Source organism: Pleomorphochaeta naphthae, assembly GCF_055396005.1.
The window spans coordinates 40,001-63,329 of the sequence record NZ_AP042457.1; the positions used below are offsets into that span (position 1 = coordinate 40,001).

Annotated in this window: 24 protein-coding genes and 1 pseudogene (1 of these 25 only partly in view); 23 read left to right on the forward strand and 2 right to left on the reverse strand. The window is 35.6% G+C overall.

Going from position 1 to position 23,329, the window contains the following annotated elements; genetic code table 11:
• The 9 genes from ACZ5SO_RS00175 to ACZ5SO_RS00215 all read left to right on the forward strand — a co-directional run.
• A protein-coding gene (locus ACZ5SO_RS00175; RefSeq protein WP_198892297.1) for an LDCC motif putative metal-binding protein crosses the window boundary here: on the forward strand, window positions 1-118 show its 3' portion. The gene continues 53 nt to the left of window position 1, outside the view; only the last 118 of its 171 coding nucleotides appear in the window; the start codon falls outside the window, past its left edge; its stop codon occupies window positions 116-118.
• A gap of 74 nt (window positions 119-192) precedes the next feature.
• Complete coding sequence (locus tag ACZ5SO_RS00180) at window positions 193-2,286, forward strand: copper-translocating P-type ATPase (RefSeq protein ID WP_464625944.1); 2,094 nt, start codon at window positions 193-195, stop codon at window positions 2,284-2,286.
• 141 nt (window positions 2,287-2,427) lie between these two features.
• Window positions 2,428-2,619: an SHOCT domain-containing protein gene (locus ACZ5SO_RS00185; RefSeq protein WP_198890165.1), complete on the forward strand. Its 192-nt coding sequence runs from the start codon at window positions 2,428-2,430 to the stop codon at window positions 2,617-2,619.
• Window positions 2,620-2,634: 15 nt separating this feature from the next.
• Entirely contained in the window at window positions 2,635-2,889 is a 255-nt protein-coding gene (locus ACZ5SO_RS00190; protein WP_464625945.1) for an SHOCT domain-containing protein, read from the forward strand.
• Window positions 2,890-3,012: 123 nt separating this feature from the next.
• On the forward strand, window positions 3,013-3,684 hold the full coding sequence (locus tag ACZ5SO_RS00195) for a hypothetical protein (protein WP_464625947.1): 672 nt from the start codon (window positions 3,013-3,015) through the stop codon (window positions 3,682-3,684).
• A gap of 585 nt (window positions 3,685-4,269) precedes the next feature.
• Window positions 4,270-5,541 carry a group II intron reverse transcriptase/maturase gene (ltrA, locus tag ACZ5SO_RS00200; RefSeq protein ID WP_464624523.1) on the forward strand — a complete coding sequence of 424 codons (1,272 nt, stop codon included), beginning with the start codon at window positions 4,270-4,272 and terminating at the stop codon, window positions 5,539-5,541.
• A 597-nt stretch (window positions 5,542-6,138) separates the two neighbouring features.
• Window positions 6,139-7,578, forward strand: coding sequence for a group II intron reverse transcriptase/maturase (ltrA, locus tag ACZ5SO_RS00205; protein WP_464625948.1), 1,440 nt, complete (start codon window positions 6,139-6,141; stop codon window positions 7,576-7,578).
• A gap of 182 nt (window positions 7,579-7,760) precedes the next feature.
• Window positions 7,761-8,048, forward strand: coding sequence for an NAD(P)H-dependent oxidoreductase subunit E (locus ACZ5SO_RS00210; protein WP_198890167.1), 288 nt, complete (start codon window positions 7,761-7,763; stop codon window positions 8,046-8,048).
• On the forward strand, window positions 8,045-9,577 hold the full coding sequence (locus ACZ5SO_RS00215) for a monomeric [FeFe] hydrogenase (RefSeq protein ID WP_464625949.1): 1,533 nt from the start codon (window positions 8,045-8,047) through the stop codon (window positions 9,575-9,577). The genes ACZ5SO_RS00210 and ACZ5SO_RS00215 overlap by 4 nt, the downstream gene beginning before the upstream one ends.
• A gap of 739 nt (window positions 9,578-10,316) precedes the next feature.
• On the opposite strand, the gene ACZ5SO_RS00220 is transcribed toward ACZ5SO_RS00215, so the two are convergent.
• Window positions 10,317-10,964 carry an IS66 family transposase gene (locus tag ACZ5SO_RS00220; protein WP_464627855.1) on the reverse strand — a complete coding sequence of 216 codons (648 nt, stop codon included), beginning with the start codon at window positions 10,962-10,964 and terminating at the stop codon, window positions 10,317-10,319.
• Between ACZ5SO_RS00220 and ACZ5SO_RS00225 the strand changes: the two are divergent.
• The 12 genes and pseudogenes from ACZ5SO_RS00225 to ACZ5SO_RS00280 all read left to right on the forward strand — a co-directional run.
• Window positions 10,963-11,361 (forward strand): annotated as a pseudogene (locus tag ACZ5SO_RS00225) (IS66 family transposase); the annotation flags it as partial. The gene ACZ5SO_RS00220 and the pseudogene ACZ5SO_RS00225 overlap by 2 nt on opposite strands.
• 369 nt (window positions 11,362-11,730) lie before the next feature.
• On the forward strand, window positions 11,731-12,705 hold the full coding sequence (locus tag ACZ5SO_RS00230; protein WP_464625951.1) for a DUF362 domain-containing protein: 975 nt from the start codon (window positions 11,731-11,733) through the stop codon (window positions 12,703-12,705).
• Between the two features lie 1,194 nt (window positions 12,706-13,899).
• Window positions 13,900-15,627, forward strand: a complete 1,728-nt coding sequence (locus tag ACZ5SO_RS00235; RefSeq protein ID WP_464625952.1) for a vWA domain-containing protein — start codon at window positions 13,900-13,902, stop codon at window positions 15,625-15,627.
• A gap of 790 nt (window positions 15,628-16,417) precedes the next feature.
• The gene (locus ACZ5SO_RS00240; RefSeq protein WP_464625953.1) at window positions 16,418-16,765 is read left to right on the forward strand and encodes a P-II family nitrogen regulator; all 348 of its coding nucleotides are present in this window, start codon (window positions 16,418-16,420) and stop codon (window positions 16,763-16,765) included.
• A gap of 4 nt (window positions 16,766-16,769) precedes the next feature.
• On the forward strand, window positions 16,770-17,225 hold the full coding sequence (locus ACZ5SO_RS00245; RefSeq protein WP_464625954.1) for a PTS sugar transporter subunit IIA: 456 nt from the start codon (window positions 16,770-16,772) through the stop codon (window positions 17,223-17,225).
• The gene (locus ACZ5SO_RS00250) at window positions 17,226-17,738 is read left to right on the forward strand and encodes a Na+/H+ antiporter subunit E (protein ID WP_464625955.1); all 513 of its coding nucleotides are present in this window, start codon (window positions 17,226-17,228) and stop codon (window positions 17,736-17,738) included.
• Window positions 17,735-18,004, forward strand: a complete 270-nt coding sequence (locus ACZ5SO_RS00255) for an MrpF/PhaF family protein (protein ID WP_464625957.1) — start codon at window positions 17,735-17,737, stop codon at window positions 18,002-18,004. Before ACZ5SO_RS00250 ends, ACZ5SO_RS00255 begins: the two co-directional genes overlap by 4 nt.
• Entirely contained in the window at window positions 18,001-18,330 is a 330-nt protein-coding gene (locus tag ACZ5SO_RS00260) for a cation:proton antiporter (RefSeq protein WP_464625958.1), read from the forward strand. Before ACZ5SO_RS00255 ends, ACZ5SO_RS00260 begins: the two co-directional genes overlap by 4 nt.
• On the forward strand, window positions 18,327-18,563 hold the full coding sequence (locus tag ACZ5SO_RS00265) for a Na(+)/H(+) antiporter subunit B (RefSeq protein WP_464625959.1): 237 nt from the start codon (window positions 18,327-18,329) through the stop codon (window positions 18,561-18,563). The genes ACZ5SO_RS00260 and ACZ5SO_RS00265 overlap by 4 nt, the downstream gene beginning before the upstream one ends.
• Complete coding sequence (locus ACZ5SO_RS00270) at window positions 18,563-19,294, forward strand: MnhB domain-containing protein (protein ID WP_464625960.1); 732 nt, start codon at window positions 18,563-18,565, stop codon at window positions 19,292-19,294. Before ACZ5SO_RS00265 ends, ACZ5SO_RS00270 begins: the two co-directional genes overlap by 1 nt.
• Window positions 19,284-19,631 carry a sodium:proton antiporter gene (locus tag ACZ5SO_RS00275; RefSeq protein WP_464625963.1) on the forward strand — a complete coding sequence of 116 codons (348 nt, stop codon included), beginning with the start codon at window positions 19,284-19,286 and terminating at the stop codon, window positions 19,629-19,631. Before ACZ5SO_RS00270 ends, ACZ5SO_RS00275 begins: the two co-directional genes overlap by 11 nt.
• Window positions 19,618-21,339, forward strand: coding sequence for a complex I subunit 5 family protein (locus ACZ5SO_RS00280; protein ID WP_464625964.1), 1,722 nt, complete (start codon window positions 19,618-19,620; stop codon window positions 21,337-21,339). The genes ACZ5SO_RS00275 and ACZ5SO_RS00280 overlap by 14 nt, the downstream gene beginning before the upstream one ends.
• On the opposite strand, the gene ACZ5SO_RS00285 is transcribed toward ACZ5SO_RS00280, so the two are convergent.
• The gene (locus tag ACZ5SO_RS00285) at window positions 21,332-21,628 is read right to left on the reverse strand and encodes a hypothetical protein (RefSeq protein WP_464625965.1); all 297 of its coding nucleotides are present in this window, start codon (window positions 21,626-21,628) and stop codon (window positions 21,332-21,334) included. The genes ACZ5SO_RS00280 and ACZ5SO_RS00285 overlap by 8 nt on opposite strands.
• Window positions 21,629-21,825: 197 nt before the next feature.
• Here ACZ5SO_RS00285 and ACZ5SO_RS00290 point away from each other — a divergent pair, with 197 nt between their 5' ends.
• Both ACZ5SO_RS00290 and ACZ5SO_RS00295 read left to right on the forward strand, forming a co-directional pair.
• Entirely contained in the window at window positions 21,826-22,551 is a 726-nt protein-coding gene (locus ACZ5SO_RS00290; protein ID WP_464625966.1) for an MgtC/SapB family protein, read from the forward strand.
• 11 nt (window positions 22,552-22,562) lie between these two features.
• Complete coding sequence (locus ACZ5SO_RS00295) at window positions 22,563-23,246, forward strand: MgtC/SapB family protein (RefSeq protein WP_464625967.1); 684 nt, start codon at window positions 22,563-22,565, stop codon at window positions 23,244-23,246.
• Window positions 23,247-23,329 lie beyond the last annotated feature (83 nt).

Below are 23,329 nucleotides of genomic sequence, written 5' to 3' on the forward strand. Positions count from 1 at the left end.
GGCGGAAGCCAATGATCGTAACTTTGGGGACCAACGGTTGGACTGTTGTTCGCTCAACAGGAAATCCGCAGAAAAGGATCCGACGGGGGACATCATCAAGAAGTACAACAGATCCTGATCTCACCCTTTTTCCCACGACGATTGTCAAACATCCTGGTTTCCATACAGGAAAACCATTATAAGGAGGATCCAATGAGCGATCCAAAAGAACTTACAGAACACTATCATGGTCATGGCAATCATTCGGACCATGGCAACCATGCGGACCATAGCAACCATGCGGACCATAGCAACCATGCGGACCATAGCAACCATGCGGACCATAGCAACCATGCGGACCACCATCGAATGATGATAAAGGACTTTCGCAACAGGTTCTATTTCAGCTTGTTACTCACGTTACCCATCCTTGCGCTTACGCCGTTGATCAAGGACCTCACTGGTTTTGGATGGACGTTCCCGAGGGCAGACTATGTCGTATTCCTTTTGGCTACGATTCTGTATTTCGTAGGAGGTTGGCCTTTCCTTTCCGGTTTGGTGAAGGAGTTGAAGGAAAAATCTCCGGGGATGATGACACTAATAGGCATGGCTATCACAGTAGCCTACGGATATAGTACTGCTGTTACCTTCGGTCTTCCAGGGATGCCCTTCTACTGGGAACTTGCAACCTTGATCGCCATCATGCTTGCGGGACACTGGATAGAAATGACCAGCGTCGTAGGCGCATCGGCGGCATTGGAAAAACTGGCCCGCCTCATGCCATCGGAAGCCCACAGGAAAGAAGGGGAAACAATCAAGGACATACCACTCAGTCTTGTTGAGAATGGCGATCTCCTTATAGTAAAACCTGGGGAGAAAATTCCCGCCGACGGCCGGATCCACGAAGGTGCCGGGTATGTCGATGAATCAATGCTCACAGGGGAATCGCGTCCGGTCCGACGCGAGAAGGGAGACAGGCTCATTGGCGGGTCGATCAATGGTGATTCCAGCATCACCATCAAGGTTGATGGAGTCGGGGAGCATGCATATCTGTCGAAGATAATTACCATGGTCCGCGAGGCACAACAAGTCAAATCGAAGACACAGAAGTTGAGCGACCGGGCAGCCCGTTACCTGACCATAGCAGCAATCACCATTGGAATTGCCACCTTGGTCAGCTGGCTGCTGGTCGGCTACGACCTGCAGTTCGCCATCACACGAATGGCCACCGTTATGATCATCACCTGCCCCCACGCACTTGGATTGGCCATTCCGCTTGTGGTCTCCGTCTCTACGGCCAAGTCCGCACAACACGGATTGCTCATCCGCAATCGGACGGCATTTGAGCAGGCGCGAAAGATCGATACCATTGTGTTCGATAAGACAGGCACGCTCACAAAGGGTACTTTCACGGTGACCGATGTGACATCGACCGACACGGGAACCTATTCGAAAAAGGATGTGTTGCGATTGGCAGCGTCTGTTGAAGTACACTCGGAGCATCCTATCGGGAAGAGCATCGTTGGACACGCAACCGCCCAAGGCTTTGAATTGTCCTCTGTGGACGAAGTATCGGCAATCAAGGGAAAGGGTATCGGCGGGAAAGTAGATGGTTCGGCAATTCTGGTTACCAGCCCCTCCCATGCACGTCAACTTGGCATCGACATCCCTTCTGCCAAGGACGAACAGGCTGTAACCCGTGTTTTTATCCTGATGGAAACGCGATTGATTGGCTCTATCACCCTCAGTGATACGGTGCGTCCAGAGTCCCATGGCGCCATCAAGACGCTGCAATCAATGGGCATAGCCTGCTGGATGCTTACTGGAGACAACGAAGCGACCGCCCGTGCCGTTTCCGAGGAATTGGGCATGAATGGCTACTTTGCCGAGGTGTTGCCCGATGAGAAGCAACAGAAGATCAAGGAACTGCAGAAGAAGGGCTCATTCGTGGCGATGACAGGAGACGGCGTGAATGATTCTCCTGCCCTGGCGCAAGCCGATGTCGGGATTGCCATCGGGTCGGGAACCGATGTGGCGGCGTCCACCGCCGATATCGTGTTGGTGGATTCAAATCCACAGGATATCGTGACGCTCATCAGGTTCGGAAAAGCCACCTATCGCAAGATGATCCAGAACCTGGTGTGGGCTACTGCATACAATGTGTTTGCCATTCCTCTTGCCGCGGGAGTTCTGCACTTCACCGGGTTCATCCTGCAACCGGAGGTGGGTGCCGTCCTGATGACCTTGTCCACGGTGGTGGTTGCAATCAACGCCCGGTTGCTAAAAGTACCGAAGCAAGCGGGCTGATCCTTTCCTGATCTCGCTCAACCTTGCCGCTGGGACGGGCAACGGTGAAGATCAGGTAAAGAATTCAAGGGAACTCTTTGCAGATACGCGGCATTGCTTTACATTGACTACACACCCCCTCGGGGGTGTGGGAGGTTAAAAATGATGATATTTGGAATCCTTGGGACCCTCTTGATAATGTATCTGTTGTTCAGAACGGATATGTTCGGTAGAAAAGATGATTCCTTCCGTAAAGGAACCGATGAGGCGCTCGAAGCGCTCAGTAAGCGATATGCACAAGGGACCCTCTCACGGGAGGAATACCTCAGCATGAGAGAAGACATCTCGAATTGATGATGGAGGAATGGTATGCACGGCTTATATTACGGTCTTGGCAATGTCGGCGGATGCGGTTGGTTCGGGTCCGACTGGTGGTCCCGGGGGATGATGATCGGATTGTTGCTCATTGGGGTGACGGTCGTCGTGCTTCTTGCGGTGCATCTCTCACATCGGAACAGGTCTAATTCTAGCAGTTTGGAGGCAATCGCGCTACTTAAAAACAGATATGCCGATGGTGAGATCGATCGCGAGCTGTTTGAGAAGATGAAGAAAGACCTTCGTTGAAGAGGATCTTGCCAATTTGGAAATTGTATTTGAGATGATCAAGAAGAGATATGCCCCACGTGATATCACCTGGGAAGAGTTCGACTCGATGAAGAGAAATCTTTCGTAGAAGGAGACAACAAATTGAAGAAAATATTCGTAATAACCTTGAGTATCATGTTCCTGATCGTGGGAACAACACTCTGGGCGCAGGAAGAAGAAGGACACGGCAGAACTGCCGACGTGATCCTCAACGAAATCAAACAGGTGCAAGGCGTGACAAGTATCACGCTCATCGATCCCGACCTGATACGTCCGGCTCTACTTGAGGAACTGGGTGATGCGGTCATGGATCTCATGATCGCCGATGAAGAGCGACACGAATGGATGGATGAGATGATGGGAGGAGAAGGATCCGAGCAACTAGCATCGACCCACCGTTGGATTGCCTACAACTACCTCCAGAACGACGGGAAGCTCGACACGTGGGGACCCGGCATGGGCGGATACGGCTTTATGGGACAGGGAATGATGGGAGGTTGGAGCCGTAACGCGCGTTACAACCCCACCTCATCCAACTATGGATGGGGCTATGGTCCCGGTAGCATGATGGGCTGGTCAGGCAATTGGTGGAGCTGGATCGCGATTATCGTGATCCTAGTTGTCATTGCAGTTGTCCTAGTCGCTCTCGTACGGTCGCGCCGAAGTGGCTCTGACAGTTCCGCCGATGTCTTGGAAATCCTTCGTAGCCGCTACGCAGAAGGCAAGATTACCCGCGAGGAGTATCAGCGGATGTCGAAAGAGCTGAGAGAGTAGAAGCAGGACATCCGATTGCCGGCATGGGTGCCGCCAATCGGATGTTTCTTTGTTTGCCCAGCATGGGCAACATCTAGGTGGTGAAAGTCCAGTGCGCCAGTTCGGCGCTATATATATAAGTTGGTGAAATACCAACTCCAGTAAGATTTAGCAAATCACTGGAACTTAGCCTTGGAGTCGAAATAGAAATATTAGATTTAAGCGTAGGTAAAGGAGTGTGAGAGCCGTAAGGTAACTGAAGCTGTTTTAGTCCCGTTACACAGACAAAGGGAAGTCGATGCTTTTGGACTGGCAGCAGACAACAAGAAGAAACCGTTAATGCGAGGTTTTGGAGATTCCCTCGGGATTGTAAGGCATGGCGAGCACATAAGGTATATATAGTGTACCTGGGAGGTCTTAACCTTTTGTAAATATTTGCTAAGAGAGTATTGAGGTGTGAAAACTAAAATATTCTTTATGGAAGGAAAGAAGTCGGATTTACTCATAGTAGTGATGAAACTTATGAAAGTAAGCGGAGCGAAGGGGGAGACATTTTAAACGTTTCTAGGCGTTGAAACATCATTAGTACTGGAGGCTAATAATAATATGATGGAAAATGAAGCAAATAGAATTAGGGAAACATCCTTAAAGCATTTGGATGAGAAGTTACAAACCTTAATGCATTATGTTAGTGAAAGGAATCTTTATGAAGCCCATTTACAACAAATGAAGAACAAAGCAGTAGGAATAGATAATATTACTAAAGATGAATACAATGACAATCTATTTGAAAATTTAAAAGATTTATGTAATCGTATGAAAAGCTTTAAATATCATCCTAAACCTACAAAGAGGAAATACATTCCAAAACTTAATGGAAAACTTAGACCTTTAGGAATAGTATCCTATGAAGATAAACTAGTACAAAAAGTTATGGCAGATGTATTAACTAATGTATATGAACCTAGATTTTTATCTACTTCATATGGCTTTCGACCAAATAAAAGCTGTCATGATGTTATTAGAGATATTAATCATAATATTATGAGAAATAATATTAACTGGATTGTTGAAGCTGATATTAAAGGCTTCTTTGATAATCTATCTCATGATTGGTTAATGAAATTTTTAGAAAATGACATCAACGATAAGAATTTTCTTAGATATATAAAGAGATTTTTGATAGCAGGAGTAATGGAAGAAGGAAAGTTCTTTGAAACTGATAAAGGTGCAATACAAGGTGGTAACTTATCTCCAGTATTAGCAAATGTGTATTTACATTATGTTTTAGATTTATGGTTTGAAAAGGTAGTAAGACCTAGGATGAAAGGCAAAGCTTTCATATTTAGGTATGCTGATGATTTTCTTGCAACTTTTGAATATGAAGAAGATGCAAAGAAGTTCTATGCTGTATTACCAAAGCGATTAGCTAAATTTGAATTGGAAGTTGCAACTGAGAAAACTAGAATAATTCCATTTGGAAGAAATTCTAAATCAAAAGAAACATTTGAATTTCTTGGTTTTAAATTTATCAATGGTAAAACAAGAAATGGTTATTACAAAGTAGCCATAATTACCAGCCCAAAGAAATTAAAAGCTAAAAGACAAGAAGTAAAACTATGGATAGAATCACAAATGCATATACCAGTTATTGAGATAATTAATAAACTCAATAGAAAGCTTATAGGACATTATCGATACTATGGAGTAAATGGAAATAGCAAAGCTATGAGTAAATTTCGATGCTTTTGTGTTAAGCGATTACTTAGGACTCTTCAAAGAAGAGGGCAAAAGCACAAAATGAACTGGGAGAAATTCCAGCAAATAGTGAAATTTAACCCAATTGCTATTCCAAGAATCTATGTTCAAATATGGTAAGTTTCTAAAAGGTTAAAATGAAGAGCCGTATGCGTTAATAGCGCACGTGCGGTTCTGTGAGGGTCTTCATCAGTTGCATTTATACCGGAGATAAATGGCTGATGAATTCTACTCGACCTGTGGGTTTGGCGATTTCATTAAAGAAAATGAAATAACCACTAGTTGATGGCAAGTGCAGTATCGTGAGGTGCTGTGTGAAGGAAGCCTAAGGCAAAGTTTCGGGGCTACGAACAGAAACAAGATATAAGGCCGATTATGAGGATGAGTTTTCAAAAAGTGATGAAGTCCAGCCAAGAGCATAATAGGTAAATCTTGAGTCCACATGAAATGAAAGATGTTGTTCTTAACTGGGGAGGTCTGTAATACGTTGGAGAGGCCTAAATATTACCAATGATAACAACAATTCATACAGTAATGTGTGAACATGTATTACAGAAGTCAGCAGATGGCATAGTAGCAATTTTGGAGAATTGTGAAGGCCTGAATATCGAATTCTTTTCAAAATATGAAAAGTCTTACTATTGGCATGTAAAGGGAGTCGTGGAGAAAACCAAAACGACAAAACGAGAGTGCTAGAATAGAAAAAGGAAAGAAATGATGAGGAAAGATAATCCGCAATTACCAAATACTGAGTTGTGTGAAAAACTACTCTCCAATGAGAATCTAAAAGCTGCTTTTATCAAAGTTAAAAAGAATGGTGGAGCTGCTGGAATTGATGGAATGAATGTATGTGAATTAGACACATACCTAGATTCAAATATCAAAGATATCAAAAGTAGGATAATATCACGTAAGTACAAATTTAGTGCTGTTAAAAGGGTAGAAATACCAAAAGATAATGGCAAAACTAGAATGCTTGGAATACCAACAGTACTAGATAGATTTGTACAACAATTAGTAGTACAAGTAATTACGCCATTGTTTGAGCCAACATTTTCTGCTTTTAGTTATGGTTATAGGCCAAATAGAAGTGCAGAAGATGCTGTAAGACAAGCACAAATATATATAGCTGAAGGCTATAAGTATGTAGTAGACATGGATTTGTCTAAGTTTTTCGATACCGTTAATCATGATAAGCTAATGGGATTAGTAGATGAAACATTAGAAGATAAGGATATTAGAAGATTAATATTTAGTTCTCTGAAATCTGGTGTCATGGATAATGGGTTTAAAGTTGAAACAAATGTAGGTACTCCACAAGGTGGAGTAATAAGTCCAATATTATCAAATATCTATCTAACACCTTTTGATAAAGAAATGGAAAAAAGAGGAGTTAAGTTTATTCGTTATGCCGACGACATTCAGCTTTTTGCGAAGTCAAAGATGTCATCTCTAAGAATTAGAGATAATGCAATTAAGTTCTTAGAAAAGAAATTACAATTGACAGTAAACAAAGAGAAGACTAAAGCCGGTAGAGCAGAAGGAGCTAAAATTCTTGGATTTGTATTTCAAACAAGAGGAAAGAAAATAGATGATGGAGTATTGAAACTCGGACGATGTGTTCCAAGAGAGAAAAGCCTTGATAAGTTAAAAGCTAGAATAAGAGAAATTACTAAAAGAAACAGAGGTGTTTCATTAGAAAGAGTAATTACTGAATTGAATAGTTCACTTAGAGGCTGGATAAACTATTATGCTAGAAGTTCTATAAAAAATAAGCTTAGATATATAATGGAATGGACACGAAGAAGAGTAAGACAGTATGCCTATAAAATTTGGAAGACTAGTAAAAATCGAAAACATCAATTAAGACTTTTAGAAGTTGAAGAATGGAAATTAAAGGAATATTATTACAGCTCAAGAAGTTACTGGAAAATGTCTGGGGCAATAAATAATGTGTTAACAAATAAAATTCTACAAGAAAGACTAAAATTAGTTGATGGGTTAAGATTATATGTTGAAAAACACGAAGAAGCCAAAGAAAAAGATAAAAGCATCATATACTTTGACTTCTTAGCAAAAAGAATGGCAGATGAAGAAGAAGGCCTTGAATTATTAAAAGAAGATTGGTACTACTTCAACATCGAGCGTTATGTTTGATAAACCGCCCTGTACCGAACGGTATGCAGTGGTGGTGTGAGAGGACGGTTTCGTGAGAAACCCTCCTACTCGATCGGAAAAATCCTCCATTCTGCCCACTTCGAACAGGTTTAACCAAAAGCCTTTATTCCGATGGATATCTCCCATATACTGGAAGGCGAGAAATAATCGGGAGGTCCTGTATGAACAATTCTCAAAAGAATGGGGACAGCATCCATGTATCCGTCTGTACCGGTACCAACTGCGCGTTCCGAGGAGCTTCCCAGCTTGTGGAAGCTTTACGCGCCGAGAAGGATATCCAGGAACATTGCATCATCGACGAGATGTCCTGTCCCAATAAAGTCTGCGATCACTCGAGGAGATCTCCTGTTGTGAAAATCGATGGCGATTATATTCTCGAGGCGAAACTGGAAGCGATCATGGACGATGTGCATACCCGAATAGAGAAGAAGCGGGAGGCAAAGCCATGAGTGAGATCGGCGTAAAACGGGTATTTGAACGGATGCGGGGAATCTATACTCCTGTGACCGATCTCCGTAGGCGGTTGCTCATGGAGACAGTACGATTCATACTTGACGGAAAGAAACCCTCGGAAATAGAGTCCCTCCCATTCAGTATCATCGAAATGGGAAACCCGATGTACCGTTGCTGTTCATACCGGGAACTTTCCATCGTGAAGCAACGTCTCAGGTTGGCCTTCGGCCTGCCGCTTGTGGAGGAACGGGAGCATATTCCGGTCTCCAGCGGAATCGAAAAGGCCTTCACCAGTGAAAAGATCATCGAGACTCCCCTGGTCAACGTCATCCGCGCCGCATGCGAGAAATGTCCCGAGGATCAGGTTATCGTCACCGACGGATGCCAGTCGTGCATGGCACATCCATGTTCGATCGTATGCCCGAGAAACGCCATTTCATTCCCTGAGGGAAAAGCACTCATAGACCAGGAGAAGTGCATAAAATGCATGAAATGTGTCCAAGTATGCCCCTATGCCGCCATTACCAGGAGAGTACGTCCCTGCGCCGAGGCGTGCGGTGTGGATGCCATCGATTCGGATGAGGAAGGGTATGCCCGTATCCATCAGGATATTTGCGTAAGCTGCGGACTATGCACAGTATCCTGCCCCTTCGCCGCCATTTCCGACAAATCGGAGATTGTTCAGGTGACCTTCTCCCTCATGGAACGGAAACGGGAGACAGCTTCCCCGAAGCTGCATGCGATCGTGGCACCATCATTCACCGGGCAGTTCGGCAACAAGGTGACACCGGAAATGATATTTGCCGGCATCCAGCGTCTGGGATTCGACCGGGTGATGGAAGTCGCCTATGGCGCGGATTGCGACACAATCCTACTCGCCGAAAAATACACAACCAAACAGGGAAAATTTCTTGGAACTTCCTGTTGCCCTTCGTGGGTCTTGACCGCACGAAATTCCTATCCGGATCTGGCGGAAAATATCGCCGACAGCTATACACCGATGGTGGAGACGGCGAAGAAGATCAAGGAATCCGATGTGGCTGCGAAGGTTATCTTTATCGGACCATGCATTGCCAAGAAGTATGAGGCACTCACCACCGAAGTGTCGGGATATGTGGATCATGTCCTGACCTTCGAGGAGCTTGCGGCGCTCTTCGTTGCCTTCGAGATTGATCTCTCGACAATCGGGGAGAGTCCTGCCATTCAGGACGCGAGCATGCTCGGGCGCGGATATGCGAATGCTTCGGGAGTCGGCAATGCGATCATCAGGACAGCAGAAGAGAAGTTCGGTATAACGGACATCAGCTTCGAAAAAGCAGACACCCTCTCCGATTGTCTTGAGATGCTGAAACATATCGACAAAGGTAGTACCTGTCCGGATCTTGTGGAAGGAATGGCATGTCCCGGAGGATGCGTAGGCGGTCCCGGTACATTGGCTTCACCTCCCACGGCGGCACGGCACGTGGCAAGGTTTGCTTCATCGGCACCCTTCGAGTTTCCCTTGTGTGATAAAATCGAGAGTTAAATATAACCAAATAATGAAAATAAATCCTAGCCATCTTCTTTCATAAAAGGTATCAGTTTCGTAAATGGGTCACTGCATCCTGTGCACTATCTTTTTACTCGCATTGTTGTTAGGCAAGCTAAACTTGATTCCCTTCTCTACTCAAGATGCCTACCCGCCTATCGTCAACGGTTGGTATTTTATCACCGGGTTGTGCTCAAAAGTTGATGACGATTTTATTCTGCTTATTAAATCTTACTCGCTCTATGGGGGATTCTATATAAGTAAGCCCCAGTCTGAGAGTATTCTGTATGCGTATTTTCGTACTTAGTATAAAAAGTGAGATGATAAAGATATAATTCTTGTAATTGAAGTTACAGGAGAAATATCTATGGGTTATTCAACAGAATTTAAGCAGAAATTTATTAGTAGTTTTTAGAAATATATAAAGAAGATCCTAATACCTCATTAAGAATTTTTGGGTTAAATAAATTTGGACAAAATAAAAGTTGTATTTATGATTGGCTTGAAAAATATGATGTGAATCATGTTTATCAATATAAGAAAAAGACTCATAAATCATATAAGCAAGCAAAAACAAATTCATCTAATAAGATTGTTAAATTATCAAATGATAAGAAAGCTATTAATAAAGTAAGCATCATACCTCCCACTAAAAAAAGGCAAAGCTAATGAAGATAGAGAATTATCACATTTTTACATGTGATAATTTTTGATTAATTAATTATCATTTATTTTTTTATCTAGACCAAGATTCTTCTACCGTTTTGTAATCAACTTTCCAGGGTAGTAATTTTTCGTAATCCATTTTATTAGCAGGAGTATCTAGATTTGATCCAATTTCATCTAAAATATACTTAAAGTATCTAGTTGGATTAATATTGTTTAAGATTGCACTTTGTGCAATTGTTGTATTTATTGCCCAAGCTTTTGCTCCATTTTCATTTGAAGCAAATAAGCTATTATTACGAGTTCTAATAATAGTACTCCTAAATTGTCTTTCTTGGAAATTATTATCTGGAGTTAGAGCGCTGTAATCTAAATAATTAATAATATTTTTATGCTGATTTATTAAATAATTTAGAGCTTTTTCTAATTTCTTTTCTGTATAATGCTTTGCTTTTCTTTTTTTAGCATAATTAAGTAATTCTTCTAGAACTGGTCCTGTTTTATCTTTTCTTTCTTTAATGAATTGTTCTTCTGTTAAAGAACCATTATTATACAGATCTCTAGTACTTTTTTCATAAGCATAAACTTTCATTATTAATGCTAATATTCCAGCACAGGTTATAGCTCCAGCTGATCTAGGCTTCTTTTTGTAAATTGAATTTTGTAAATCTTTTATTTTCCTACGACCATGAATTTTATTCGAGAACTCAGATAAGATTCACTCAAGAAGATCAGCTAAAAATGTTTTAAGAGCTAGTTCAAAAAACAAACTAGCTAAAGAGCTTGTTGATCTTTACAATGATATATTTAAAAAAGAAAAAGAACTGAGAGAAGAGTATAAAGCTGGAGAATATACTGAAGAAAAATATATAAAAGTAAGGGAAGACGAACTGGAACCAAGATTCGAAGCCCTTCATTCATGGCTAGTGGATAAAAAGGAAAGTCTAATCCTTAGTCCAATGATGAAAAAAGCAGTAAATTATCCTATTAAACGTTGGAAAACTCTTATAAAATTTATGGATTACTCATTTGCTTCAAGCTCGAATAATTTGGCCGAACGAAAAATTTCTAGCTTTGTTTTGGGTAGAAAGGCCTTTCTTTTCAGTAATACAGTAATGGGAGCAAACTCTTCAGCCTTCTATTATTCTATAGTAGAATCATGTAAATCGTTAAACATAGATCCTTTTCTTTACATTACCCATATACTTTCAAATGCAGTACTGCTAAAAGTGATGAAGATTGGGATAAATTATTGCCATCTAATGTGGAACTTAGTAAAACAAAAAAACACCTTGATAATATTCACTCAGCAACTCCTAATCTAGAAAGAGAAGAACCTTACATTCTTAGAGGCAAGAAGAAGAGATAAATCACAATCATTATGTTATGAAAAAAGTCAGGTTGTAAAAGTTCTGGCTTATTATTTAGCTTAAAAGTCATTAAAGTATGGGTGTTGTTGTTATTAATCATAGTCAAACACTATAGTGGAAAATAATTTACCGCAATTGTCTACCGAAGGACGCTCTCCAACAACTCACTCAGCAATTGTAATTACAATAATTGAATACTTACAAGAATTGGGATACTCAAATATCAAAATAATCGAGTCAGCTTGGGTTGGTGATTCAACAAAGAGAGGTTTTAAAGTTAATGGATATTATGAAATTAGTGAAAAATATAATGTTCCATTATTTGACGTAAAAGATGATAAGTATATAAAGAAAACATCACATGGGATTACAATGGAAATCAGCAAAGAAATATTAGACTTAGATTTCTTAATATCTATCCCTGTTTTAAAAGGACATTGTCAGACTCTGATGACTTGTGCACTAAAAAATATGAAAGGATGTTTGTCTGACTCTTCGAAAAGACTATTTCATTCTATTGGTTTAAACAAACCAATAGCAACATTAAACGTTATAAGAGCTGCAGATTTAGTAATTGTAGATTCAATGAATGGTGATTTAGATTTTGAAGAAGGTGGGACTCCTATTAAAACTGACCGTATGTTTATAGCTAGAGACAGTGTATTGTGCGATACATTTGCTGCTTCATTATTAGGTTTTAAACCTTCAGATATAGAATATATAGAAATTGCTGAACAATTTGGGGTTGGGTCAACAGATTTAAATAAAGCTAAAATATCATATCTCAATAAACCAGGGTTCGATAATCTTAGTAAACCCACAGGTATTGTAAACGCTCTTTCAAAAAATGCTTTACCTAATAAAGCCTGTTCCGCATGTTACGGAAATTTAATCCATGCATTAAAAAGATTAGATGAAGTAAATAAGTTACATTTATCTAAAAAAATTTGTATTGGTCAAGGATATAAAGACATTAAAGATAAGTCTCTAATTGGGGTTGGTATTTGCACTAGACATCTAGGAGAATCATTAAAAGGATGTCCTCCATCAGCAAGTGATATGATAGATTTTATTAAAAGAAATACCTAATTTAGTAGTAACAAGTCAATTAGCTTTAAACTATAAGTCTACCTGAATCCGTATAAATTAAAATAGCTGCTTTTCTTACTTCTGAGAAGACTATGATGTTTTAACTTTTTGGTTTCAGGTTTTGTTTTCGTCGCTACTCCTAATATCTTACTCTAATATAGATTTATTTTCACTCTTTTTATTTTTATAAACCTTCTTTAAAGCTGTTTGATTGTGATTTAATTGTCTTTTAAAATTAATTGAATGTAAAAGGGCATAAGGAACTGTTCTCAATACTTGAGAATAAATGTGTGTTGTATATATAGGTTTGTTTAAGTGTAGATTGGAAAGAAATGGTTGATTTGTTTATCAATTCTTAACTTCAGACGATTATAATACCAAATTACTTGTGAAATTAATAAAAGAGAAAAATTAAAGAATCTAATTATTACATATCATATCAAAATAATGTTAAACTATTATTATTTTATGTATTTTAACTCTTTTAATTTATTAATTTTATACACCCTATAGCATTTTAGCGTGTAATTGTATTAGGTTTTGTGTACCAATGCAGCAAATTCATTATTAAAAATACAAAAGAAGATTATCAAAAAAGGATTAAAACCTCCTAAAGTATTATGCTAAGTTTGTGGTTTATCAAATGCTGCTTATTTAAGAGAGGATGGTGTTTATGTTGTTCCAATTACAGCTATAAAAAATTAATAATGAGGTAAACAGTAAATAGTAGTGTAGCTATTATAAAAGACTTTTCTGTTTTTATTTTTTCTTTAAATAGAAAAAAATATTATTCTTCCTTAGTTATGATATAAAGGGATATCCAGATTTAGTACCAAATAGTTATCAAGCATTAAAATAATGGTATTTAAGATTAAATTGATTTAAAATATACAAGCGCAATCCACAACATTTGATAGTAAAGCCATGATGGACAATAGAGAATATGAAGCAACAGAGTCGGACTTAATAATTAATGTTTTAGATATGTAAAATAATAGTGTTATTTTTAAGTTAACTGTGAGTACTATGAGTTTTGTTAATTTATCATTAAACTTTTAATGGTATAAGTATAATGCAGGACAGTAAATACGAGAAAGTATATATATGTTTGCAAGTGTTTTTATTTGAAAAATACTTAAAGTGTGAAACTATTTTGACTTCTAATAGTTCTTCTTAGTATATGGAGGTTTTCTCATGAAACAAAAACGATACTATTTAATGATGTTATTTATTTTGATTAATATATATATTCTAATTAGTTGTACTAGTGCAAGTGCTGAGTCTGAAGGATTATCAATGACTGAAAATGTGGAAGAGACAGTAGATCTTGTAAATAATGAAAAGCTAGAAATGGATGCTCCATTATCGAAGCCGATGCCAGATGTAATGGCTCTAAAAGCAACTCCAATGATGGCAAAATCGGTAAATTTAGGACTTGTTGTACCTACATCAGCAGGTGAAATGAATACTGAGGAATATGATAGAATTAATGAAAATACCTTTAAAAGTGTTTTAGAGAATCCTGTTTCCACATTTTCTATTGATGTTGATACAGCAAGTTATACTAATGTAAGACGTTTTCTCTTGCAAAGTGAAGAACTTCCACCAGTAGATGCAGTTAGAATTGAAGAATTTCTTCAGTATTTTTCATATGATTATCCACAACCTGAAGGTGAAGATTCTGTTGGATTCCAACTTGATATGGAAGTAGCACCTTGGAATGTTAAGCACCAATTGCTTAGGGTAGCAATACAAGCTAAGGAAATAAAAACAGAGGATTTACCTGCATCTAATTTAGTATTTCTTGTAGATACTTCTGGATCAATGCATAATGATAATAAATTACCACTTTTGCAGAAGAGTATGAACGTACTTGTTGATCAGCTAAGACCACAAGATACGATATCTATAGTAGCCTATGCAGGATCAGCAGGAGTAATTCTAGAAGCTACTCCAGGAACAGATAAAACAACAATCATTCGCGCTTTTACAGACCTTAAAGCTGGTGGATCTACAGCCGGCAGTGCTGGGATAGAACTCGCATATAAAATTGCTGAGGATAATTATATAAAGGGTGGTAATAATAGGGTAATCCTTTGTACTGATGGAGATTTTAACGTAGGGGTTACTTCTACTGGTGCATTAGAGAGATTAATAGAAGAGAAACGTGAAAAAAATATTTATCTTACTATTCTTGGACTTGGTATGGGTAACTATAAGGATTCAAGGATGGAGAGTCTTTCTAATATTGGAAATGGTAATTATGCTTATATCGATAATCTTCTTGAGGGAAAAAAAGTTTTAGGAAAAGAAATTTGGGGCAATCTTTTTGCAGTTGCTAAGGATGTTAAAGTGCAGATAGAATTTAATCCTAAAAAGGTTTCATCCTATAGACTCATAGGGTATGAAAATCGCTTACTTAATAGAGAAGATTTTAATGATGATACTAAAGATGCTGGTGAAATGGGATCCGGACAGAGCGTCACAGCTTTCTATGAATTAGTACTTGCAGACTCTAAAGATAATGAAGTTACATCACAATCAGACCCTCTAGTATTTCAGGAGAGTTCTATTATTCCTTCTGAAGATATTCTCTCCTTTAATCTCCGTTACAAAAAGCCTGTAGATGGCGATGAGCAGAGTCAACTTTTATCTGTAATGATGGATGAAGAAGAGTTATATAACAATCAGGGTGAGAGTGATTTAGATTTCACTTTTGCTTCAGCTGTTGTAGAGTTTGGAATGTTACTTCGTGATAGTCCTTTTAAAGGAAATTCCTCTTGGGAACATGTAATTGCCCAAGCTAAGGCTTCTAAAGGTGCTGATGAAAATGGATATCGTTCAGAGTTTATTAAGTTGGTTGAAATTGCTGAACTACTAGATACTCTTTCTGATAAAGATAAAAAGATTTCCCAATTTTAATTTATATGAAATTAAAAGCTTTAGAAAAAAATCTATCATTATAATTTGCTAAAAGATATATGGTGGATTGTATATTCTTATTAAAGACAATTTTCTAGATTCCTTTGGGCTGTAAAAGCCCAAAGCTTTGTGTAATTTCTTATTTTTGCACCAATTATCACAATCAAATAACGATAAAGCATATTCTGCTTTTTTATAAAACTTTTTGTATGTTATGATTTTAAATATAACTTTAACAGTTAATATATATTTATTTAGGAATAACATATTATGTAAACTGAATTTATATACTATTGGAGATTCAAAAGCTTTAATGGAAGAGTGAGTATATGGCAAAGAAAATTGTTGATAGTGATGATTTAATAAAAGAGAATCTTAAATTACAAATAGAACATTAATGGGGTAATCACAAAATAGATTAATTAGAAAACATGTTAGAGTTAAATGGAATTGATCCTAATAAGTTCCGTAAAAAAAAGATGTTTTATCTTTTTGTATAAGTCAGATAGAAAGAAAAAAGGATTTAATTGGTAAACTCAAATAAAACGTTTGAACCCACACATTAAAACTGAGTTATTATATAATCTTCCTATGAGTTTTCTTCTTTGGTTTTGGTGTTGTTACTTATAATAATAACAGAGAATTTATAGACTTTTTTTGACTTTTTTGTTGTGGTATTATTACAAATTACTTTCAGTCTCAATAAGAATTAGAATAGTAACAATTGACCGCTAAAATGGGGTATGGTACTATTAATTATAGTTTAAGCTATAAATTATAGGAATTAAGTATGAAACTGTTAGTATTTGTATTAAATGACGAAGAGCTATTAGAAGAAGTAATGGAAGCTTATATAGAAGCTGGCATTACTGGTTCGACTATACTTGATTCTGAAGGTATGGGTAGATTTTTAAGCTATGAAGTACCTTTATTTGCTAAATTCAAAGATTTCATGAAAGGAAATAAACCCTACAATAAAACAATTTTTTCAGTTGTATACAGCGATGAGGTTGTAAAAAGAGCTAAAGAACTAGTTGATGAAATAGTTGGTGGTCTAGAAAATGAAGGTGCCGGAATTATGTTCACTCTACCTGTAGACTGGGCAGTTGGGTTAATTGAAGAAGGAGAAGAGGTATAATAGTATGAATGGAATTTATTCATTAATCGATAAATCATGTATTTTGCTTGATAAACCAATAAACTCAATCGATGAAATAATCAAAATTTTAACAAATCAACTTAACAAAAGCATGCCTAATATCGCATCAAAAGAATTAATGGACAAGGTTGTTAAAGACGGTTTTCATACAACTTGCCTAGGTAATAAATGTGCAATAACACATGCTAGATGTCCATTAATGAAAAAATCATTGATAGCCGTTATGCGTCTTAAACCTGAAATCAATTTACAAGCACTTGATAAAAAAAATGTTAAACTTATATTTTTACTTGTTGGCCCACAAAAAAGTAGTAGTTACCATTTAAGAATATTAAGTAGATTAGCTCGAATATTAAGTCATGAATCTTTTAGAGAAGAGCTTTTTAATGTTCCTGATGCTGAAAGTTTCTTGAACTTAATAAAACAAGAGGAACAATAAATGAATTATGGAAGAATCTGGGCAATTATAAGATTTATATTAACAACCATTTTTCTTTTTTTTATATGGATTCTATTCACTACCACTACTGAAACTTTCACCCTTATTTTTGGACTATTTGCTTCTTTATTAACAGCAGGTCTTACATACCATATCTTTTTACCAAAGCATCAAGCAAGTTTAAAATTTATTCTACCAAATCCATTTTATCTAATTATTTTTTTAGCTTTGATGATAATAAATTTATATAAATCAAGTTTTCAAGTTGCTAAAGCTGTTTTTACAGGCAATACGAATCCTCGTATTGTCCACTTTAGAACTAGACTTAAATCAGATATTGCAAGAACTATATTATCAAACTCAATTACATTTACTCCAGGAACACTAACTCTAGATTTAAATGATGACCATTTAATTGTACATTGGCTTCTCTGTAGTACAATACACAACAAAGCTGCAGGAGAAAAAATAAAAAGTAATATTGAAAAATCATTACAAAGGACTTGGAAGTGACAAACTTTATTCTATCGGGAATGAAATATTTTTTAATTGTATGTGCAACTATAACTATCATACGTTTACTCCTTGGTCCGACAGCTAGTGATAGATTAGTAGCAATGAATGTGTTATCAGCAATAGCATTAGCTTTACTAATACTATGGGGAGTAACAACCAAAAATGTATTATACCTTGATGTAGCTCTTGTATATGATATTTTCGGATTTTTAGGATTTTTGGCTATTACAAGATTCCTTAAGAAGACAAAGGATGAGTTATGATGATAAAAGAAATAGTGGCACTTATTTTCTTTTTAATAGGATCAGCTTTTGGTATTGTGGGAATGATTGGACTCTTCCGTTTCAAAGAGCCTTATAGTCGTTTACATGCAGGATCTCTTTGTGGTACTACGACTGTTTTTTCATATCTTATAGCTTTATTAATCTTATCACCTTCTATAGCAATAACATCTCGTATAGTAATTCTAATAATTTTCTTTTTAATTTCTGCACCGACTGGTAGCTCTATTGTAAGTAAATTTATATGGGAATCAGAAGAGGCTGAAGATCAAAGAAGATCAATGCAAAAAGAGGATAAGAGCTTATGAACATACTATTACTTAGCTTGATACTTTGCTTATCCATTTTTTCACTAATCGCTAAAGATTTATTACATTCAATTATAGCTTTATCTGCTATAAGTATTCTTAGTGCACTGCTTTTTACCTTTTTAAAAGCTCCAGATGTAGCTATAACAGAAGCAGCTGTTGGTGCAGGAGTATCTACAATTATTTATGTTTGGGCAATAAGGCATACTAAAAGAAAAGATGGGGAAAAGTAGTGAGGAAAGCAAAAATTTTTAAAGTAATTCTAACGATTATAATAATTACACTAGCAATTTTTCCTTTAATAATGTGTGATGCAAGTTGGCCAACTTTTACTCGAGATTACCTATTTGTTAATGCACTTAATGAAACAGGGGCCTCAAATACAGTAAGTTCAATATATTTAGGATATCGTCTTATGGATACTTTAGGTGAAACTTTAGTTTTATTTGTTGCCATCACGGGAACTATGTCTATACTTTTAAACTTGCATAAATACGAATTAGAAAGTGTAAAAACTCAATCTACTTTAGTCCCTGAAAAACGGGTAAAAAATGCTCTTAGAACTAATCTAGTAGAAGTCGTTGCATCAAAACTTGGGCCTATAATTTTGCTATTCGGATTATATGTAATGTTATTTGGCCATATATCTCCTGGAGGAGGATTCCAAGGAGGTGTTATATTTGCATCTGCAATTGTTTTTTTAGTACTTGGAACTAATGTAAAAACAAAAATTACAAATTCACATGTATTAGAAAGATTTGAAGCAATCTCTTTTATATCACTGATTTTAATAACAACATATGTAGTATTTTTCCCCGATGGTTTTTTTAGCAGTATTGATATATATAACTCCTTTCTTTCTGCTGGAATTATTATTGTTTTAAATATACTTATTGGAATTAAAGTAGGAACTAGCTTAGCGGTTATGATTATAGCTATGATGGGAGGCCAACATGATGATTGAGAGAGCACTAATTTTTCTAATTTTTATAATAGGTTTTATTGGACTAATCTGGGTGAAAAATATAATAAAAAAAATTATTGGATTTAATTTGTTAAATTCTTCCATAGTATTATTATTTATTTTAGAAGCAAGTAGGATTGGGGATCAAGCTCCTATTTTAGTTGGAAACGAAAAAAATATAGTTGATCCATTACCTCAAGCACTTATGCTTACTGCTATAGTTATTGGTGTGTGCGTAACTTCTCTTTCTCTTGCAATGGCAGTAAGACTCTATAAAACAACAGGATCATTAGATATAACAATTATAAAAGAAAGAATAGAAAATGAATCCAAATAGTTTATTATTAAGCCCAATCTTTTTACCACTTCTAGCAGCAAGTATTGTTTTGACATCAAAAAGCTTTTTACCAGTTAAAGCTCGACGATTTAGCGAATATTTTGGAATTTTAATTGGCCTTTTAATACCTGTTATATTTGTTCTTTTATTGTATCCATATATTATTAATCAAGGTAGTTTAATTGTTGTTATTGGTTCTTACACTCCGACAATTGGTATCGTATATAAATTTGATTCACTATCTCTTGTAATGATTGTTTTAACCAATTTATTAACAGTTATAGCATGGATTTATTCAAGAACAGTAGGTCCCTCTCATTCATATTTCACCGCCCTGATATTAATACAGAGTGCGACAATTGCTGCCATTAGTATGACCTCTGATATTTTTAATCTATTTGTATGTTTAGAAATAATGGGCCTAATAGCATATGTATTAATCGCTAGTAAACAAGAAAAAAGTGCTGTTTTTGCAGCTTTCAACTATATGATGTATTCTTCATCATCAATGGGATTTTTTCTACTAGGAACTTTTGGATTATATCGTTTGACTGGAAGTTTATCTTATCAAGGAATCACAAAAGCATTATTGAACCTTTCTAGTAAAGAGTTAAATATATCATTAATTTGTCTTTTATTGATAATAGTTCCAATTCTTTTGCGTGTGGCTATTATGCCACTTTCAAATTGGTTAGTTGGTGCACACTCTAAAGCACCACACGCTGTTTCTGCTCTTTTATCTGGTATACTTATAAAAATTCCACTTTTTGTATTGGTTAGAGTTTTTTCTCTTTCACCAATGCTAAAAAACTTAACTATACCTTTAGCATATATAGGCTCTGCTACTGCACTAATTGGAGTACTGTTTGCTCTGTCCCAATCAGATGCAAAAAAACTCTTAGCTTATCATTCTATAAGTCAAATTGGTTATATTGTAACAGCATGGGCAGTGGCCTTAAATGTAGGAATTGATACAAAAAATGGTGCTATTTTATTGATTGCTTCTTTATTTCATACAATTAGCCACGCTATTTTCAAAGGTCTATTATTCTTATCTATTGGAACAGCAACTGATGCTGCTAAATCTAGAGATGTTTATCAAATTAGAGGAGTTAATTCAGTTCTTCGTCAAAAAGGAGAAAGATTTCCAATTACTATGATTTGCTTTTTAATTGGAGCTTTATCGATTATGGCAATACCTCCATTTAATGGATTTTTTAGTAAAACACTATTAACTTATTATTTAAAACCAAGTATCAATTATACAATATTGAATATTGCCGGAGTTGGTACTGTCGCATCTTTTATAAAATTATCTAGAATCTTTTTACCAGATAAGCAAATCAAAAACCAAACTAATGAATTCACGAAACAAAAATTCCCTTTTTCTATACATTTGAGTCTTATTATATTAGCTCTGCTATCTTTATTAACTGGTATTTTTTCTCAGAATATATTTGAAATATTAGAGAACATGTTTATTTCAACAAGTCAAAGACCGATAAAAAAAACTATATTCTTTTCACAATCAAGCTTTTTAAAGACTCTCTATACAGTTTTAGGCGGGGTTCTTTTATTTATAATTGCAACAAGTAAACCAGGATCTAAGGTACTACATAAATTGAAAGAGATAAAAACAGACTTTACTGATCAGTATTTTCATTTTGCAATCACAATAGCTGTATTATCATATTTTTTATTTATATAACTGACAAAAAAATATTATTAACAAATTTACTATTAGTTATTATATTTTCTATAGTTGTATCAATATTATCGCAATTAGATAAAATACAAACAAATTTTTTCTTTATTTTTAAAATATTTGCTCCAAAATATTTCGATACAACTACATTAACCTTTTTACTTTTTAAGATTTTTTTAAATACTTCCTGCTTTTTTTGATCAGCATGAATTTTTTCTTCTTCACTATTATTAATTGTTTGTTTTATGAAGTAAATTTTGTTTTCATTAATTTCATAAAGTGCATAAACCACTACACTTGGACACAGTTATTCCCTCATTTGGACAAACTAAAGTTCCATCTTCAAACTAAAAAAATAGTTAAATTTAGCTTAATATGAGAGATATATTATTTTCATAGCAAAAATCTTTTAGTTTTAAAAAAAATTTATCCTTTATTTTATTACAATATTGAGATATAATTCTCTGATAAATGAATAGAGGGGTTTGAATGTTAGATTTAGGAACATTGAGAGAAATTAATTTATTATCACTTTGTGTTCGATTGTTTTTAGGAATAATCTTTAGTGGATTTTTAGGTTTTTCTAGAAACATTAAACAAAGGCCAGCAGGTATTCGTACTTATATGCTTGTAAGTATAGGTGCTGTATTGACAATGACATTAGCCCAATTTGAATTTTTAATGGTAAATACATTGTGGAATGATACTTACCAACAACTTGGAATTGGACTAGATTTAAGTCGTTATGGGGCTCAAGTCATTAATGGTATTGGTTTTTTAGGTGCTGGTACTATTATCTTATCAGGTAATAAAAAGATTAAAGGAATGACTACTGCTGCAGGTCTGTGGGCCTCTGGTTGTATGGGTTTAGCCTTAGGTGCAGGTTTTTATGAAGGTGCGATAATAGGTTTTTTAATAATTTTGATCTGTTTATTTCTTCTTCCCAGTATTGAAGATAGTATTTTATTAAAATCAAAAAATATGAATGTTTATATTGAATTTAGATCAATTAAATCAATGAAACATGTAATAGAGTTAATTAAATCTTTAGATATTTCTATTTTTGAAGTAGATGTAATTAATAATTTTAGCGATCAAAGAACATTGATAGGTGCTAATTTTTATATGAATTTAAGTAATAAAGGTCGTAAACATTCAGAGATTATAATGGCACTTTCAGAATTTGATGAAATCTGTAACGTTGTAGAAATTTAGGAGCGAAATAAATGGTTTGGTTAGATTATTTAAGACAATTTAATATATTATCAATTGTGGTAAGATTGCTTCTTGCAATGGTTATGGGTGGATTAATTGGTCTTGAGCGAGAAACAAAAAGAAGGCCTGCAGGTTTTAGAACACACATTTTAATTTGTGTAGGATCAGCTCTTACAACCTTAACTTCTCAATATATTTATTTAGAATTAAATATGTATACTGACTTAGCAAGACTTGGTGCACAAGTAATAGCTGGTATGGGTTTTATTGGTGCTGGTACAATTATTATTACTAAGAGAAAAGATGTAAAAGGATTAACAACCGCAGCAGGTCTTTGGACAACTGCTATTATTGGATTGTGTTTAGGTGCGGGGTATTATGAAGGTGGTATCGCTGCAACATTAGCAGTGTTATTTGTTGAACTTTTATTAAGCAAATTTGAACATAAATATTTACAAAAATTTACAAGAGTCATTTTTTATACTGAATTTAGAAAAAAAGGTACTATAAAAATTATTTCGGATATTTTTGATAATAATAAAATGACAATTGTTGATATGGAAATGAATAAAGCTAATAAATTAACAAAAGCTTTTATTACAGTAAAAGTAAAAAATTCTAAACTTATTGATAAGGTTATTGATGAAGTATCAGCTATAGAAAATGTTGAATTTGTAGATACTTTGACTCAGTAGAAAAATTAAAATAAATATTATAATAGTGATAGGGGATTTAGTTAATAACTAAAATCCCTTTTTTAATATAGAGATGCTAATTT

Bases quoted from the DNA above. Each gene is read 5' to 3' on its own strand.
- ACZ5SO_RS00180 (WP_464625944.1), top strand. From the start codon at position 193: ATGAGCGATCCAAAAGAACTTACAGAACACTATCATGGTCATGGCAAT.
- ACZ5SO_RS00185 (WP_198890165.1), top strand. From the start codon at position 2,428: ATGATGATATTTGGAATCCTTGGGACCCTCTTGATAATGTATCTGTTG.
- ACZ5SO_RS00190 (WP_464625945.1), top strand. From the start codon at position 2,635: ATGCACGGCTTATATTACGGTCTTGGCAATGTCGGCGGATGCGGTTGG.
- ltrA (WP_464624523.1), top strand. From the start codon at position 4,270: ATGATGGAAAATGAAGCAAATAGAATTAGGGAAACATCCTTAAAGCAT.
- ltrA (WP_464625948.1), top strand. From the start codon at position 6,139: ATGAGGAAAGATAATCCGCAATTACCAAATACTGAGTTGTGTGAAAAA.
- ACZ5SO_RS00210 (WP_198890167.1), top strand. From the start codon at position 7,761: ATGAACAATTCTCAAAAGAATGGGGACAGCATCCATGTATCCGTCTGT.
- ACZ5SO_RS00215 (WP_464625949.1), top strand. From the start codon at position 8,045: ATGAGTGAGATCGGCGTAAAACGGGTATTTGAACGGATGCGGGGAATC.
- ACZ5SO_RS00235 (WP_464625952.1), top strand. From the start codon at position 13,900: ATGAAACAAAAACGATACTATTTAATGATGTTATTTATTTTGATTAAT.
- ACZ5SO_RS00240 (WP_464625953.1), top strand. From the start codon at position 16,418: ATGAAACTGTTAGTATTTGTATTAAATGACGAAGAGCTATTAGAAGAA.
- ACZ5SO_RS00245 (WP_464625954.1), top strand. From the start codon at position 16,770: ATGAATGGAATTTATTCATTAATCGATAAATCATGTATTTTGCTTGAT.
- ACZ5SO_RS00250 (WP_464625955.1), top strand. From the start codon at position 17,226: ATGAATTATGGAAGAATCTGGGCAATTATAAGATTTATATTAACAACC.
- ACZ5SO_RS00260 (WP_464625958.1), top strand. From the start codon at position 18,001: ATGATGATAAAAGAAATAGTGGCACTTATTTTCTTTTTAATAGGATCA.
- ACZ5SO_RS00265 (WP_464625959.1), top strand. From the start codon at position 18,327: ATGAACATACTATTACTTAGCTTGATACTTTGCTTATCCATTTTTTCA.
- ACZ5SO_RS00275 (WP_464625963.1), top strand. From the start codon at position 19,284: ATGATGATTGAGAGAGCACTAATTTTTCTAATTTTTATAATAGGTTTT.
- ACZ5SO_RS00280 (WP_464625964.1), top strand. From the start codon at position 19,618: ATGAATCCAAATAGTTTATTATTAAGCCCAATCTTTTTACCACTTCTA.
- ACZ5SO_RS00290 (WP_464625966.1), top strand. From the start codon at position 21,826: ATGTTAGATTTAGGAACATTGAGAGAAATTAATTTATTATCACTTTGT.
- ACZ5SO_RS00295 (WP_464625967.1), top strand. From the start codon at position 22,563: ATGGTTTGGTTAGATTATTTAAGACAATTTAATATATTATCAATTGTG.